The organism is Desulfotruncus alcoholivorax DSM 16058, from assembly GCF_000430885.1.
GTDB classification, from domain to species: domain Bacteria; phylum Bacillota; class Desulfotomaculia; order Desulfotomaculales; family Desulfallaceae; genus Desulfotruncus; species Desulfotruncus alcoholivorax.
On sequence record NZ_AUMW01000003.1, the window covers coordinates 34,411 to 49,591 of the forward strand.

The window sequence follows — 15,181 nt, forward strand, 5'->3', positions numbered from 1 at the left end:
CCTCCATGAAAATTTAGGTTAACATAAATTTTAGTTTACATAAAATAGTTTAAAAGGGGTTAAAAGATGAAACCAGTTAACATAACTATATTTTCCGATTATGCGTGACCATTTTGCTTTATCGGCAAAGGTATTGTCGAAAGGTTGAAAACTGAATATAATCTCATGGAAAAATGGATAGGTTTTGAGCTGCACCCGGAAACACCCAAGAGTGGAGTTAAAATCGCAGAATTACTGCCTGATGTTGACATTGATCTAATGAACCGCAATTTAAATGATAATGGTGCACCATACGGCATCAGCTTTAAACGTAATGACTTCCTGCCCAATACCAGATTGGCTCTGGAAGCGAGTGAATTTGCACATGCACATGGTAAATTTTCTCAGTTTCATGACCGCTTGTTTAAAGCTTATTTTGCTGAAGGACAGGATATTGGAAATATTATGATTCTCCTAAATCTGGCCCGGGAAATTGGACTGGATAAGGATAAACTTGAAAAAGATTTAAGAAACCAAACTTATGCTGAAGTTGTTGAACAGAACCGTAACGCAGCTATAAAAAATAATATCACAGCTATACCTACATTTATTATTGCAGATAACTTTCGCATCACAGGTGCTCAGCCGTATAGCAGATTTCAAAATGCCTTAGAGAAAAGCCTGAATCAATCCTGAATCAAAAAGTTAATAATAAGAACAACCCAAGGATTATAATAAAATCCTTGGGCTTTCTTTTTTTAATTCACTTTTGCAAAAACTATAAATAAAAAAACAGTCTCCTCTACCCTTTAAAAAGTTATTAGTTTACATAATATCTATTATCGGAAGTTGTTTTTTAAAAAAAGATGCAGGAGCGATACCTGCATCCATATATTAAACTATCCTTCTTCTATTCCTTGCCGTTGCGAGCTTCAAAAAACGCTTTGGCAACCTGAGGGAAAATTGCCATTGAAACAACATCTTCTTCCTGGCGCTTATATGGCTCGCATGCTTCCCGGGCTTTGGGCAGCTCAGGTTCAATTAAATCAGCCGGACGGCAGTCAATTGGCTTTTCGTCACCGATAATCTTTTTCCTGACTTCTTCGTTTACTGGTGCCGGAGGACGCCCGTAATACCCGCGCATATAGTTCTTAACCTCGTCAGTTGCTATCATATAACGCTGGCCAAGCACCACGTTTAAAGCAGCCTGGGCACCGACAATTTGACTGGACGGAGTAACCAGTGGAGGATACCCGAAATCTTCCCTGACCCTGGGTACTTCAGCCAATACTTCCGGCAACTTGTGCAGAGCATTTTGTTCTTTTAACTGTGCAATAAAGTTTGATATCATACCGCCGGGTATCTGATAGGTCAATACGTTTGTATCAGGGCTGCAGCTGGCGTTGTCGAATTCAGCATAGTTTGCACGTACCTCTCTAAAGTACTGGGAAATCTCGGATAGCAGTCCAAGGTCCAAACCTGTGTCATAAGGAGTATCTTTAAGAGCAGCAACCATGCTTTCAGTGGCAGGCTGTGAGCTTTGTAGAGCCATTGATGATACTGCACAATCCAGTACGTCTACGCCGGCTTCTACTGCCTTCAAATAGGTCATAGAGGCCATGCCGCTGGTGTAATGGCAGTGCAATTGAACCATGAGGCCCAGGTTTTCCTTCCAACCCTTGATAATTTCATAAGCAGGCATAGGTGCCAATATTCCTGCCATGTCCTTAAGACATAGTGAATCCACACCCATTTCCTTTAGTTCAGCGCCCATGCGCATGTAAAAGTCGTAGTCATGAACGGGACTTATTGTATAAACAACAGTTCCTTGGGCGTGTGCACCTTCCCGTTTTACATACTCGATAGCTTTTTCCATATTTCTGGTATCGTTTAGCGCGTCAAAGATACGGAAGATATCCAGTCCATTGTCAACTGTTCGTTTAATGAATTCCTCCAAAACATCATCAGCATAGTGCTTATATCCAACAACATTCTGACCGCGAAGCAACATTTGCAGTTTACTATTTTTGAAGTGCTTGCGTGCAGCGCGCAGCCTTTCCCAGGGATCCTCGTTGCAGAAACGCATACAGGTATCAAAAGTTGCCCCGCCCCAAATTTCTATTGAATAAAATCCAACTTGTTCAACTTTCTCAGCAATGGGAAGCATATGTTCTGTGCGCATACGGGTGGCCAGCAGCGATTGATGGCCATCCCGCATTGTGGTGTCGCAAATCAAAACCTTTCTCGGTTCAGTCATTAATTACCCCTCCAGACTGAATTTTTTTTTACTCTTAATCTAATCTACAAAAGCCATAACCTTTCTTACTGACTCTATTGATTTTTGCAGGGCTTCTCTCTCTTGCTCAGTTAAATCAACTTCTATGACCTTTTCTACTCCATTGCCGCCAATAATGGCCGGAACGCCCAAATACATATCTTTTACGCCATACTCACCTTGGAGATAAGCTGCAACGGGCAGGATGCGTTTTTTATCTTTAAGAATGGCTTCTACCATTTCGATTACCGAAGCACCCGGCGCATAATACGCGCTTCCGGTCTTTAGGTAATTAACAATCTCGGCGCCACCTTTTCTGGTTCTCTCCACAATGGCCTCGATTCTATCCTGGGGTATGAGTTTTTCAATAGGTATTCCTCCGGCGTAGCTGTAACGCACCAGAGGCACCATGTCGTCGCCATGACCACCTAATACGAAAGCACTTACATCCTTATATGAAATACCTAATTCCTGTGCCAAGAATGTGCGGAACCTGGCAGAATCCAGCACTCCCGCCATGCCTATAACCCTGTTGGCAGGGAAGCCGCTGGCTTTATACGCTGCGTAAACCATGACATCAAGCGGGTTCGTTACAACAACGATGAATGCGTTTGGCGAATATTTAGCTGCCTGCTCAGCAACCGATTTAACTATTTTAACATTGGTGTTTACCAAATCATCCCTGCTCATGCCTGGCTTGCGGGCAATACCGGCAGTTATGATAATCACATCTGACCCGGCTGTGTCCTCATAATTATTGGTGCCGGTAATGTTAATATCATAACCCTCAATAGGAGCCGCTTCCTGCAGGTCTAGTCCTTTACCCTGGGGCACTCCTTCCACTACGTCAATCAATACAATATCGCCAAGCTCTTTCACTGCAGCCCAGTGTGCGCAGGTAGCGCCCACGTTGCCTGATCCAACCACGGTTATCTTGTTTCTCTTCATCAAATCACGCCTCCAATCGTTTGGGACATTCCTCCGAGGGAGTTGTGTCCCATTTCCTTTTAATATTGATTCCAGTTATTTTATCTAGACAGGCAAATTGCCATGTTTTTTGTAAGGTCTTTCTTCCTCTTTAGTGACCAGTATTTTTAATGCGTCAATAATCTTGTTCCTGGTATCCCTTGGATCAATAACATCGTCCACAAACCCCCTGGAGCTGGCAATGTAGGGATTGGCAAACTTATCGCGGTATTCCTGTACCAGGCGTGCCCTTTCCTGTGCCTGGTTTTCCGCATTTGCTATTTCATTGCGGTAGATTATGTTGACAGCTCCTTCAGGGCCCATAACTGCTATTTCCGCTGTAGGCCAGGCATATACCATATCAGCCCGCAATGAACTGCTGCACATGGCCAGGTAGGCGCCACCGTAAGCCTTGCGCAATATAATCGTTATTTTGGGAACAGTTGCCTCGGAATAGGCGTAAAGCATTTTAGCTCCATGCCTGATAATGCCGCCATATTCCTGAGCGGTTCCCGGTAAGAAACCAGGCACGTCCATGAATGTTACTAACGGGATATTAAAGGCATCACAGAATCTGATAAAACGACTTATTTTATCTGATGCGTTTATGTCCAGACAGCCAGCCAGGTGATCAGGCTGGTTGGCCACTATACCGACAGGTTGCCCGTCGATCCTGGCAAAGCCAATCACAGCGTTTTTGGCGTAATACGGCAGAACCTCTAAAAATTCACCGCCATCAATAACTGCAGCTACAACCTTTTTCACGTCATAGGGCAGTATCGGCTGAGCAGGAACGATATTAATTAGTTCCTCTCTGTCTACTACAGGTTCTTTTGGTTCACGAAGCGGAGGTTTTTCCAAATTGTTGGAGGGTAAAAAGCCCAGCAGTTGCTTGACCAGGTCCAGACAGTGCTCTTCATTGTCAGCGGCAAAATGAGAAACGCCGCTGGTCTGGTTATGGGTCATCGCCCCGCCCAGTTGCTCCATTGACACTTCTTCACCAGTTACAGCTTTAATCACCTGTGGCCCGGTGATAAACATCTGGCTGGTTTCCTTGACCATAAATATAAAATCCATTAATGCAGGAGAATAAACAGCTCCGCCGGCACACGGCCCCATTATTATTGCAAGCTGGGGAATTACCCCTGAAGCAACAGTATTTCTAAAAAAGATTTCGCCATAACCATTTAAGGCATCCACGCCTTCCTGAATCCGAGCGCCTCCGGAATCATTCAAGCCGATTACCGGGGCACCGGTTCTCATAGCTAAATCCAGAACCTTACAAATTTTTTGAGCGTGTATTTTACCCAGCGACCCTCCGGTTACCGTAAAATCCTGAGCGTAGATAAATACTTTTCTTCCTTCAACCATGCCATACCCGGTAACAACTCCCTCGCTCGGGTTTTTATCCGGGTCCCCGGCAAATACATCAATCTCTCTAAAGGTACCTGAATCAAAAAGATACTCGATCCGCTCGCGGGCTGTTTTCTTTCCAGCGGCATGCTGCTTTTCAACTCTTTTTTCGCCGCCCCCGGCCCGTACTTTAGCCCGCAGCTCATTTAATTGCGCAAGCTTTTCCTGCATACTCAAAATGCAATACCTCCCTAATCACGTTCACACAATTCCACTAACGTACCAAAACTGGCTTTGGGATGTAAAAATGCTATTCTGGCACCTCCAGCCCCGCGCCTGGGTTTTTCATCAATCAACCTTACGCCGGCAGCTTTCAGTTGAGCAAGTTTTTCCTCTAAATTATCTACTCTGAAAGCTATATGTTGAATCCCCTCACCATTTTTTTCAATATATTTGGCAATGGGACCGTCCGAAGTAGTGCTTTCTAATAACTCCACTTCACTGTCTCCGGTTGGGATAAAGGCTACCTTTACTTTTTGGTCTTCCACCACTTCTTCCTCAGTAACCGAAAGCCCCAAAACTTTTTCATAAAATTCTTTGGCCGCAGCCAAATCTTTAACCGCAATGCCTATGTGGTCAATTTTTTTAATCATGTGGTACACCTCCCCAAATAAAAACTATTATTACCACTGCAACCTGTGGTCATTTAACGTTGAGCTATTTTTTGCTTGATGTGATTTATAACATCTACCGTGCTGGTTCCGGGAGTAAATATTTCAGCAATTCCCTTTGCTTTCAGTTCCGGAATATCTTCTTCAGGGATAATTCCTCCACCCAACACCAAAATATCACCCGCGTTTTGTTGCTTGAGTCCCTCAACTACAGCAGGGAATAAGTGCATGTGGGCCCCGGACAAGCAGCTCAATGCGACCACGTCAACGTCTTCCTGCAACGCCGCCCCCACTATCTGATCCGGAGTCTGTCGCAGGCCGGTATATATAACTTCCATGCCGGCATCACGCAGGGCCTGGGCGATAACTTTGGCCCCCCTGTCATGTCCATCCAGTCCCGGTTTTGCAACCAGCACCCTGATTGGTTTTCCACTCATCCAAGCATTCCTCCTCGACTAAAAAACGATTTGCTGCTGGTATTCGCCGTAGACTTCTCTAAGTACGCCGCAGATTTCTCCCAGGGTCGCATAACTCTTTACGGCTTCAATAAAGTAAGGCATTAAATTTTCACTGGTTTGCGCTACCTGCTTAATCTGATTTAATACACTCCGGACTTTTTCGTTATCCCGTTCGGATCTTAACTTGGCCAGTTTGGCCTCCTGGCGTTTTCCTACTTCCGGGTCTACTTTCAGCAGGTCTTTGGGTTTATCTGTATCTAATTGGAACTTATTCACTCCAATAACTGTTTTCTTGCCGCTTTCGATATCCTGCTGGTACCTGTAGGCACTCTTTTGAATCTCTTTTTGCATAAAATCAATGGCTTTGGGCGCACCACCAATATCATCAATTTTTTTGATATAATCCATTGCCCTTTTTTCTATTTCATCCGTTAGTTTTTCTACAAAATAAGATCCTCCCAGCGGATCCACAGTATCTGCAACGCCAATTTCATAGCCGATAACTTGCTGGGTGCGAAGGGCAATTAAAACTGAACTTTCACTGGGCAGCGCCAATGCTTCGTCCCGTGAATTGGTATGCAGGGACTGTGTTCCGCCTAAAACCGCACTCAATGCCTGGAAGGCTACACGCATGATATTTACGTCCGGCTGCTGGGCGGTTAAGGTGCACCCGGCCGTTTGGGTGTGGAAGCGCAGCATCAGTGACTTAGGATCCTTGGCCCCGAAACGTTCTTTCATTACCCTGGCCCAAAGGCGGCGCGCCGCTCTAAACTTGGCTACTTCCTCAAAGAAATTAAGGTGAGCATTAAAGAAAAAGCTAAGCCTGGGAGCAAAAGCATCAACGTCCAGGCCGGCATTAATAGCGGCTTGCACGTAGGCAATGCCGTCAGCCAGCGTAAAGGCAACTTCTTGTACAGCGGTTGACCCGGCTTCCCTAATGTGATATCCGCTGATACTGATAGTGTTCCAGCTGGGAACCTCTTTAGCACAGTATTCAAAAATATCGGTTATTAAACGCATGGAATGATCCGGCGGGAAAATATAAGTTCCCCTGGCAATATACTCTTTCAATATGTCATTTTGAATTGTGCCTTTAAGCTGATCGGCCTTGACTCCCTGCTTTTCCGCCACGGCTATATACATGGCCAGCAGGATAGCAGCCGGAGAATTTATGGTCATGGAAGTGCTTACTTTATCAAGTGGAATCTGGTCAAATAAAGTTTCCATATCCAACAAGGAATCAATGGCCACGCCAACCTTGCCGACTTCTCCCATGGCAAGCTGGTGGTCGGAATCATAACCTATTTGGGTGGGCAGGTCGAAGGCCACGCTTAAACCTGTTTGCCCCTGTTCCAGCAGGTACCGGAATCTTTTATTGGTTTCCTCAGCAGTGCCAAAACCGGCATACTGGCGCATGGTCCAGTATCTGCCTCTGTACATATTGGGCTGAACGCCTCTGGTATACGGGAAACTGCCAGGGAAACCAAGGTCATTCTCATAACTTAAATATTCAATCTCTTCAGGGGTATATAAAGTATCAATTTCAATTCCCGAATCGGTGACAAACTGGGGTTGGCGCTCCGGACGCTTGGATTTCAGTTTATCCAGTTTCTCATTGTACTTTTGTTTGCCGGCTTTTATCTTTTCCACCAAATCCTTGTCAAACAAGCTATCTCCTCCTCTCACAATCCTTTTCCGCTACTTCAGTTTTTCACGAAGCAACTCAGGAACTTCAAACGGCAGAGTGGCAACACTTGCTCCCGCAGCCGTCAGTGCTTCTACTTTCGCATTAAATGTTCCCTTACCTCTTTCGATAATAGCACCGGCATGGCCCATTCGTTTTCCGGGAGGTGCGCTCTTACCGGCAATGTAAGCAACTACGGGCTTGGTCATTTTTTTAATAAAAAGGGACGCTTCTTCTTCCGCATTTCCGCCAATTTCACCAACTAACACTACCGCTTGGGTTTCCGGGTCTTTTTCAAATTTTTCGAGCACATCCACAAATGATAAACCAACAACTCTGTCGCCACCGAGTCCAACAACGGTTGTTTGTCCAAAACCATTAGCAGTCAAATTGCCAACTATTTCATAGGTCAGGGTCCCACTCCGGGCAACTACGCCAATGGAACCCGGAACAAAGAATTGGTTCGGAGGGATACCGATTTTGCATTTACCCGATGAGACAATGCCAAACGTATTTGGCCCCACCACTGTAGTCCCTTTTCTGCTGGCCAGATCAATAATATCCATTTCATCGTGCACAGGAATATGTTCTGTTACAATGACAAGCACTTTGATTCCAGCAGTTATTGCTTCAAAGGCAGCATCTTTAGCAAAAGGGGCCGGTATAAACAATACGGAGGCGTCAACCCGCACTTGCTCCATTGCCGCATAGACATTGTCAAATACCGGCACTCCCTCTACCTCTTGCCCGCCTTTACCGGGCGAAGTGCCCCCAACAATTTTAGTGCCGTAAGCCAGCATTTGCCGGGTATGAAACTTACCCTGGTTCCCGGTTATGCCCTGGACAACAACATTTGTATTCTCATTGATAATAATAGCCACTATTAAAACACTCCTTTTTCCCTGTCTGAAAAAATGAAAGGTTTAACCGGCGTTAGCTATTTCCACAGCTTTGGCCGCAGCTTCCTGCATAACCTTGTAAGCTTCCATACCGTTTTCCTGGATAATTTTCACTCCTTCTTCCTCATTGGTGCCAACCAGTCTTATCACCACAGGTACAGGAATTTCCTTATTCTTTTTAACTGTCACCAGCGCATTGGCAACATCGTCGCACCTGGTGATCCCGCCAAATATATTAATGAATATAACCTTTGGGTTTGTCTCTAATAACAATTCAATGGCCTTAGTCGTACCCTCAATACCTGTACCGCCGCCTGCATCCAGGAAGTTGGCAGGCTTTCCGCCGTAATGAACTAATGTGTCCAGACTGCCCATAGACATACCGGCCCCGTTTGCCATGACGGCAATATTACCCCCGAGCTCAACGAAAGCTAATCCTAAATCATGGGCTTTTTTCTCAATTGATGTGCGGTCTTCAACATATGGCATTCCTTTCTGCCTGAATAAAGCATCATCATCAATAGTCATCTTGGAGTCAGCCGCAATTAGTGTATCTCCACTGATTACCAACGGGTTAATCTCAACCAGTTCTGCATCTTTTTCTCTAAAAATCTTATAAAGTAAACCTAGCAGACGATTAAATTCTTTGCTGACAGGACCTGTCAACCCAATACGCCTGCAAATTTCCCTGCCAAGATATGGGTATACACCTACTGATACATCCACATGCTGTTTGGCTATGAACTCATCGTCAACCTCTTCAATGTCCATGCCCCCTTGGGACGAGGCTATAATCACCGGTTTTTTAGCCGCGCCGTCAATGGTTATGGCCAAATACAACTCTTGGTCAATTTTAATTTTTTCTTCTACCAACACTTTTTCGACCTTATGTCCTTGAACGGTCATAGAGAGGATTTCACCGGCAACCCGGGCAGCTTCTTCTGGAGTATCCGCGAATTTAATGCCCCCGCCTTTCCCCCTTTTACCGGCCAGGATCTGTGACTTAACCACAACAGTGCCATTTATTTCCTTGGCAACCGTACTTGCATCTTCGGGGGTTTCAACCATTTTACCCCTGGGTACGTTGATTCCGTACGATGCAAAAATTTCTTTACCCATATACTCAAATAATTTCACCGCATTTCCCCCTCTTGCCATTTATAATTTCTATAAATCCATTTAATCCAAGTTCAAATGTAAAAAATCTATAGTAATTTATCCTTAATTTATACACCTCCCCGTCATTCATGTTGTAGCATATATTTTACTGCCTTCTTCATATAAATCTCCGCCTAAAGTGTCGTTTACCACAATTACAGGAAAATCCTCGACAACAAGCCTGTGAATTGCTTCGGGACCAAGTTCCGGATAAGCCACTACCTCACACTCTTTAATGCACTTGCTTATTAATGCAGCAGCACCTCCAACAGCTGCAAAATATACAGCTTTATGCTGCTTCATCGATTTGATAACCTCAGGCAGGCGTTTTCCCTTGCCAACCATTCCTTTTAAGCCAATATCAATTAATCTGGGCGCATAGGCATCCATCCTGCCGCTGGTGGTGGGACCTGCAGAACCGATAACCTGACCTGGTTTGGCCGGGGAAGGTCCTACATAATATATTATCTGGCCCTTTACATCAATGGGCAATTCCCTACCGGCATCCAGCAATTCAACAAGTTTTTTATGCGCAGCGTCTCTACCGGTATATATAACGCCGTTTAACAAAACACGTTGTCCTATACGAAGTTTTTCCACCATTTCATCAGTTAAAGGAGTTGTAAGTTTAATTTTGGTCAAGTTAATTCCCCCTCCCGCAACTTATAAAATTATTTCCTTATGCCTGCTGGCGTGGCAATTGATATTAACCGCCACAGGCAAACTTGCTATATGGGCGGGGTAGATTTCAATGTGAACGGCAAGTGCCGTATAACGACCACCAAGCCCCTGCGGCCCAATACCTGTTTTGTTGATTTCCTCCAGCAATTCTTTTTCCAAACTTGCAATTTCAGGCCTGGGGTTGGGTATGCCCACACTTCTTAATAGCGCCTCTTTGGCGAGCAAAGCACACTTTTCAAATGTGCCCCCAATACCTACGCCAACAACAATCGGCGGGCAGGGGTTGGGTCCTGCCGCCTTTACTGTATCCAAAACGAATTTTTTAACCCCTTCAACCCCTTCAGCCGGCTTGAGCATTTTAATGGCGCTCATGTTTTCGCTACCGCCACCCTTTGGGGCTACCGTTATTTTTAAATTATCGCCAGGAACTAGCTTTAAGTGTAACACTGCTGGAGTGTTGTCACCTGTGTTAACGCGTTCCAAAGGATGGCCAACTATGGACTTCCTTAAATAACCTTCAGCATATCCTCTCCGCACCCCTTCGTTGATTGCATCCTCCAGGGGGCCCCCTACGATATGAACTTCCTGCCCCAACTCAACAAACACCACAGCAAAACCGGTGTCCTGACACATCGGGACTTCTTCTGTACGGGCAATCTCAGCATTCTTAATTAATTGTTCAATAATTTCTTTACCCGTTAGGGAAAGCTCTTTTTCATATGCATTTTTAAAAGCATCTATCATATCCTGACCAAGAAAAAAATTGGCCTCCATACACAGCTTTGCAGTGGCATTTGTAATCTCTTCAACATTAATGGTTTTAATTTTAGTTCCCCCCTTTAAAAAGTAATGCTTGCCTAAATTATACACGCAATTATTATGCCACCTAACATTTCTTTAAAATTCTAACATATCTATTTATAAAAAATACAAAATAACTTGGTTTTACTAAAAAATTTTTAGTTTTTAGAAACGATAATAAAAAAAATAGAAATATTAATGTCTAATTTTTTTAATCTTTTCTAAATGTTTGAATTTTCCAATTTAGCTTTTTTAAGTTTATTATAAAGTGTCGCCAGAGATATATTTAACGCCTGGGCAGCCCGTCTTTTACCCTCTACAGTGTTACCAAATTTAGTTAAAGCCTTTTTAATCAGTAATTGTTCCATCTGTTCAATCGGCATCAGATCTATATCTTTTTCTGGTAGAGTTTTAAACTGGCTAACATGCTGAACAAAATGTTGTTTCTTGAGAATTACATCATCAACAGTTACCATCACTCTTTCCACAACGTTTTCCAGCTCCCTGACATTTCCCGGCCAGTCGTAACTATATAAGATTTCTTCAGCGTCCTTGGATATGCCCTGTACTTTCTTGCCTAATTTTCTATTTAATTTAACGATTAGATTATTAACCAGCATGGGTAAATCATCTTTGCGCAGCCTTAGCGGGGGAATAGTAATTTCCACTACATTCAACCTGTAGTACAGATCTTCCCTGAAATTGCCATTTCTAATCATTTCCCTGAGGTTTCTGTTAGTTGCTGCAATTACTCTTACATCTACTCGTATAGTTTGATTGCCGCCAACTTTTTCAAATTCCATTTCCTGAAGTACTCTTAACAATTTTCCCTGCAGCGCCAGGTTCATATCCCCTATTTCATCAAGAAAAATCGTCCCTCCGTTGGCCAGTTCAAACTTACCGATCTTTGATTTTACTGCGCCTGTAAAAGCTCCTTTAGCATACCCGAAAAACTCGCTTTCCAACAGGTTTTCAGGTATTGCAGCACAATTGACCTTAATAAATGGTTTTTCCCGCCTGGAACTAACATGATGAATAGCATGCGCGAACAGTTCTTTCCCGGTTCCACTTTCACCCAACAGTAAAACGGTTGTATTGCTGCGTGCAGATTTTTCAGCAAGTTGGATGCATTTTTTTAGCTCGCTGCTTTCGCCAATGATGTCAGAAAAATTATACTTACAAGTCGTTACCTGGCCGAACTTGTCCGAAAGGTTTTCTATTAGACTAGTTCGCTGCTTCAATTCGTCCATTAACTTCATAACGTCTGTAAAATGTTGAAAAACTACAACAGCTCCTTCCAAACTGCCATCAATAATAATTGGTGAAGCATTACTTATTACCTCAGCATTACTTCCGCCAACTTTGGTCCTATGTCCAAAAACATTTTTGCCTGTTCGCAAAGCCATGGCCAGGGCCCCATCAGGGGAAACTTCAAGAAGATTTTGGCCTATTCTTTCTTCAGCAGGTATACCTGTTATCCTGACAAAAGCGGGGTTTACGTATTTAATGATCCCGTCCTTGCCGGCCACCTCCACGGCTTCTTGGACCGAATTCAAAATAGTAGACAGCTCACCTTGAATTCTTTTAATTTTGAGTAATTCTTTCTTTTCTTGAAAAAGGCGCACCATTAAGTTTACCGAGCCGGTTTCGATTATTGAAACATTACCCCTGATTTGCTTAAGCTTCTCCTCAACTTTGATGTCTTTAACAGTATTAATAACTATGCTCAAACCGTTAATTTTAAAGATTTTATCAAGTGAGTTATGAAATGTAATATTATTGGCCTTTAATAAATTAGAAGGCACTATTTCATCATAAATATTAAAAAAAGAAGTAACCTCAATATCCTTTAAGTTTCTAAGCAGGTTATAAACGGATAAAGCATCGTCACCAATACCAATAATAGCCACCTTAATCTTATTATCCAATATTTACACCTTCTCGTTAGGGTAAATTTTTATTCTTCTGATTAATTCGACTATTTTTTAATTTATCCTTCTAAAAAATATAAAAATGTTTCATAGCCAAATTGTTTTAACAAAAATAACCTTTCTTACGTCAGACAATAACTTCAGGCGAATAACTCCTGTAACCCGTTCCAGGTTACAGGAGTTATTCGCCCTTGTTTAAAATTAACTCTTGAAAGGCATCTGTAGCATAGTTGATCATTTCAGGTGTATAGCGAACAAGAAAAAAACTCCTTGTCATGTCGACACCTTTAAGCAATGTTTTTTGAACTTTCCCCGTATCCAACACATCAGAAGCAGCAAGGCTGGAAACAAAACCAACACCAATTCCGGATTGAACCGCGCTAATTACCGCCCTGGTACTGCCAAGTTCCATTTCAGCCTCAATTTGCTGGCAATCAACCCCGTACCTGTTTAAGATTTCCCACATGGATTGGCGTGTACCTGAACCTTCCTCACGGAGAATTAGTTTTTCAGTTAACAATTCTTTTGCCTCAATAGCTTTTCCTGACCAGCGATGGCCCGGTGGAACAATTAAAACCAATTCATCATCCAACCATTTTGTGAATTTTAAATTCTCTTTTTTTACTATTTTTCCAACTACGCCAATATCTATATCCCGATCCTGTACCCAGGATATTACTTCTCCACTGCCTGCAACCCGCAGGCTCATATGAATGCCTGGATATTTGCGCTTAAACCTGCCAATATATCCGGGTAAAATATATTCCCCTGGGATAGTGCTGGCACCAATGGCTAAACGCCCGGCTTTAAGACCCCGAATTGCATCTAAACCAGTCTTTATTTTGTGATAATGCCCAAGCATTTTTTTCGCTTCGGGATAAAGCAACTGGCCAGCTTCTGTAAGGATGATTTTCTTTTCATTACGCTGAAATAAGGTAACCTTCAGATCTTCTTCCAGGGCTTTGATTTGAAAACTTATAGCTGGCTGGCTCATATAAAGTTTTTTTGCTGCACGTGTAAAGCTTTGCAGCTCAGTCACCCGAACAAAAGCCTCAAGCTGCTTAAAATTCATGGTATATCACCACCGTAAAACTTCGCTGGCAGCTTCAATTAAACCAATTTTAGTATAAGTAAGCGAAAGGCCTCCTTGAAAGTAAACCCCATATGGCTCTCGCATTGGTGCATCTGCTGTAAATTCAAGAGAAGCACCTTGAACAAAAGTACCTGCCGCCATTATTACCTGATGCTGGTAACCGGGCAGGGGTGAAGGGACAGGAACGACATGACTGTCCACAGGAGAGGCTCCCTGGATACCACGACAAAAAGCCTCTACACGTTCAGGGGTTTTTAAAATTACCGCCTGAACAATGTCAGTTCTCTTATCATATGGTGATGGAAAAACATCAAAACCTAACTCTTTAAAAAACAAAGCCGCCCAGATAGCTCCCCGCAAGGCCTCCATCACCAGATGCGGAGCTAAATATAAACCCTGGAAAAAAAGACGCTGCCAGCCTAAAGTGGGCCCTACTTCAGCACCGATACCCGGAGCAGTCAACCTATTTGCTGCTAGCTCAACTAACTTCTTTTTTCCCGCTACATATCCTCCTGTAGGAGCCAACCCTCCTCCAGGATTTTTGATTAATGAACCTGCTATTATATCAGCTCCGTTTTCCGTTGGCTCTGATTCTTCAACAAATTCGCCATAGCAATTATCCACAAATATTATTGTATCTGGCTGTCTGGCCTTAATGAAACTGCACAGCTTACTCAATTCCGCCATATTAAGGGATGGTCTTAAACTGTATCCACAAGAGCGCTGGATTGAAACCATTTTCACGGGCTGGCGTAATTCTTCGTCCAGCCTTCCCCAATCTAAAGTCCCATCATCAAGCAGTTCAATTTGACGGCAGCACACCCCCATGCTAACCAACGATCCTTCGCTTTTTGTATGATAGCCAATAATTTTATCCAGTGTATCATAGGGTTTACCCTGTACCGTCAACAACAGGTCGCCGCTTTTTAAAATGCCGTATAAACACAAAGCAATAGCATGCGTGCCACTAACTATTTGCCCCCTAACCAGAGCATCCTCTGTTTGAAAGATTCGGCAAAAAACCTCTTCCAGCTTTTCCCGGCCAGCATCGTCATAGCCGTAGCCGGTTGATCCTCCAAGGTGAAATGAACTTACCTTGGATTGTCTAAAAGCGTTTATAACTTTTTTATGATTTAATAATTCAACGGGTTCGATAGAACGGTATATTTCAACAACTTCCTTATTTACTTTTTCCGCTACCAACGCTAAATCTTTCAAAATACGCACTCCTC

At 43.4% G+C, this 15,181-nt stretch carries 14 protein-coding genes; 1 reads left to right on the top strand and 13 read right to left on the bottom strand.

What is annotated here, in order from left to right; all coding sequences use genetic code 11:
* Positions 1-120: 120 nt before the first annotated feature.
* A complete protein-coding gene (locus H569_RS0102605) occupies positions 121-675 on the top strand; it encodes a DsbA family oxidoreductase (protein ID WP_081410847.1) in 555 nt (184 codons plus the stop codon).
* A 214-nt stretch (positions 676-889) separates the two neighbouring features.
* On the opposite strand, the gene H569_RS19000 is transcribed toward H569_RS0102605, so the two are convergent.
* From H569_RS19000 to H569_RS0102675, 13 genes are all read right to left on the bottom strand, one after another.
* The gene (locus H569_RS19000) at positions 890-2,236 is read right to left on the bottom strand and encodes a pyruvate carboxylase subunit B (RefSeq protein ID WP_034629287.1); all 1,347 of its coding nucleotides are present in this window, start codon (positions 2,234-2,236) and stop codon (positions 890-892) included.
* A gap of 39 nt (positions 2,237-2,275) precedes the next feature.
* Positions 2,276-3,202, bottom strand: a complete 927-nt coding sequence (gene mdh / locus H569_RS0102615) for a malate dehydrogenase (protein WP_027363697.1) — start codon at positions 3,200-3,202, stop codon at positions 2,276-2,278.
* Positions 3,203-3,286: 84 nt separating this feature from the next.
* Entirely contained in the window at positions 3,287-4,810 is a 1,524-nt protein-coding gene (locus tag H569_RS0102620; protein ID WP_027363698.1) for an acyl-CoA carboxylase subunit beta, read from the bottom strand.
* 14 nt (positions 4,811-4,824) lie between these two features.
* A complete protein-coding gene (mce, locus tag H569_RS0102625) occupies positions 4,825-5,226 on the bottom strand; it encodes a methylmalonyl-CoA epimerase (RefSeq protein ID WP_027363699.1) in 402 nt (133 codons plus the stop codon).
* Positions 5,227-5,279: 53 nt separating this feature from the next.
* Positions 5,280-5,681 carry a cobalamin B12-binding domain-containing protein gene (locus tag H569_RS0102630; RefSeq protein WP_027363700.1) on the bottom strand — a complete coding sequence of 134 codons (402 nt, stop codon included), beginning with the start codon at positions 5,679-5,681 and terminating at the stop codon, positions 5,280-5,282.
* 18 nt (positions 5,682-5,699) lie between these two features.
* On the bottom strand, positions 5,700-7,370 hold the full coding sequence (locus H569_RS0102635; protein WP_027363701.1) for an acyl-CoA mutase large subunit family protein: 1,671 nt from the start codon (positions 7,368-7,370) through the stop codon (positions 5,700-5,702).
* 30 nt (positions 7,371-7,400) lie between these two features.
* Entirely contained in the window at positions 7,401-8,267 is an 867-nt protein-coding gene (sucD, locus tag H569_RS0102640) for a succinate--CoA ligase subunit alpha (RefSeq protein ID WP_027363702.1), read from the bottom strand.
* Positions 8,268-8,309: 42 nt separating this feature from the next.
* Positions 8,310-9,422, bottom strand: a complete 1,113-nt coding sequence (sucC, locus tag H569_RS0102645) for an ADP-forming succinate--CoA ligase subunit beta (RefSeq protein ID WP_027363703.1) — start codon at positions 9,420-9,422, stop codon at positions 8,310-8,312.
* 108 nt (positions 9,423-9,530) lie between these two features.
* Positions 9,531-10,085 carry a Fe-S-containing hydro-lyase gene (locus H569_RS0102655; RefSeq protein WP_027363704.1) on the bottom strand — a complete coding sequence of 185 codons (555 nt, stop codon included), beginning with the start codon at positions 10,083-10,085 and terminating at the stop codon, positions 9,531-9,533.
* A 21-nt stretch (positions 10,086-10,106) separates the two neighbouring features.
* Positions 10,107-10,949, bottom strand: a complete 843-nt coding sequence (locus H569_RS0102660) for a fumarate hydratase (RefSeq protein WP_027363705.1) — start codon at positions 10,947-10,949, stop codon at positions 10,107-10,109.
* Between the two features lie 197 nt (positions 10,950-11,146).
* Positions 11,147-12,553, bottom strand: a complete 1,407-nt coding sequence (locus tag H569_RS0102665; protein ID WP_407638019.1) for a sigma-54 interaction domain-containing protein — start codon at positions 12,551-12,553, stop codon at positions 11,147-11,149.
* Positions 12,554-13,037: 484 nt separating this feature from the next.
* On the bottom strand, positions 13,038-13,928 hold the full coding sequence (locus H569_RS19005; protein ID WP_034629296.1) for a selenium metabolism-associated LysR family transcriptional regulator: 891 nt from the start codon (positions 13,926-13,928) through the stop codon (positions 13,038-13,040).
* Between the two features lie 6 nt (positions 13,929-13,934).
* Positions 13,935-15,167, bottom strand: coding sequence for a methionine gamma-lyase family protein (locus tag H569_RS0102675; RefSeq protein ID WP_027363707.1), 1,233 nt, complete (start codon positions 15,165-15,167; stop codon positions 13,935-13,937).
* Positions 15,168-15,181: the final 14 nt, after the last annotated feature.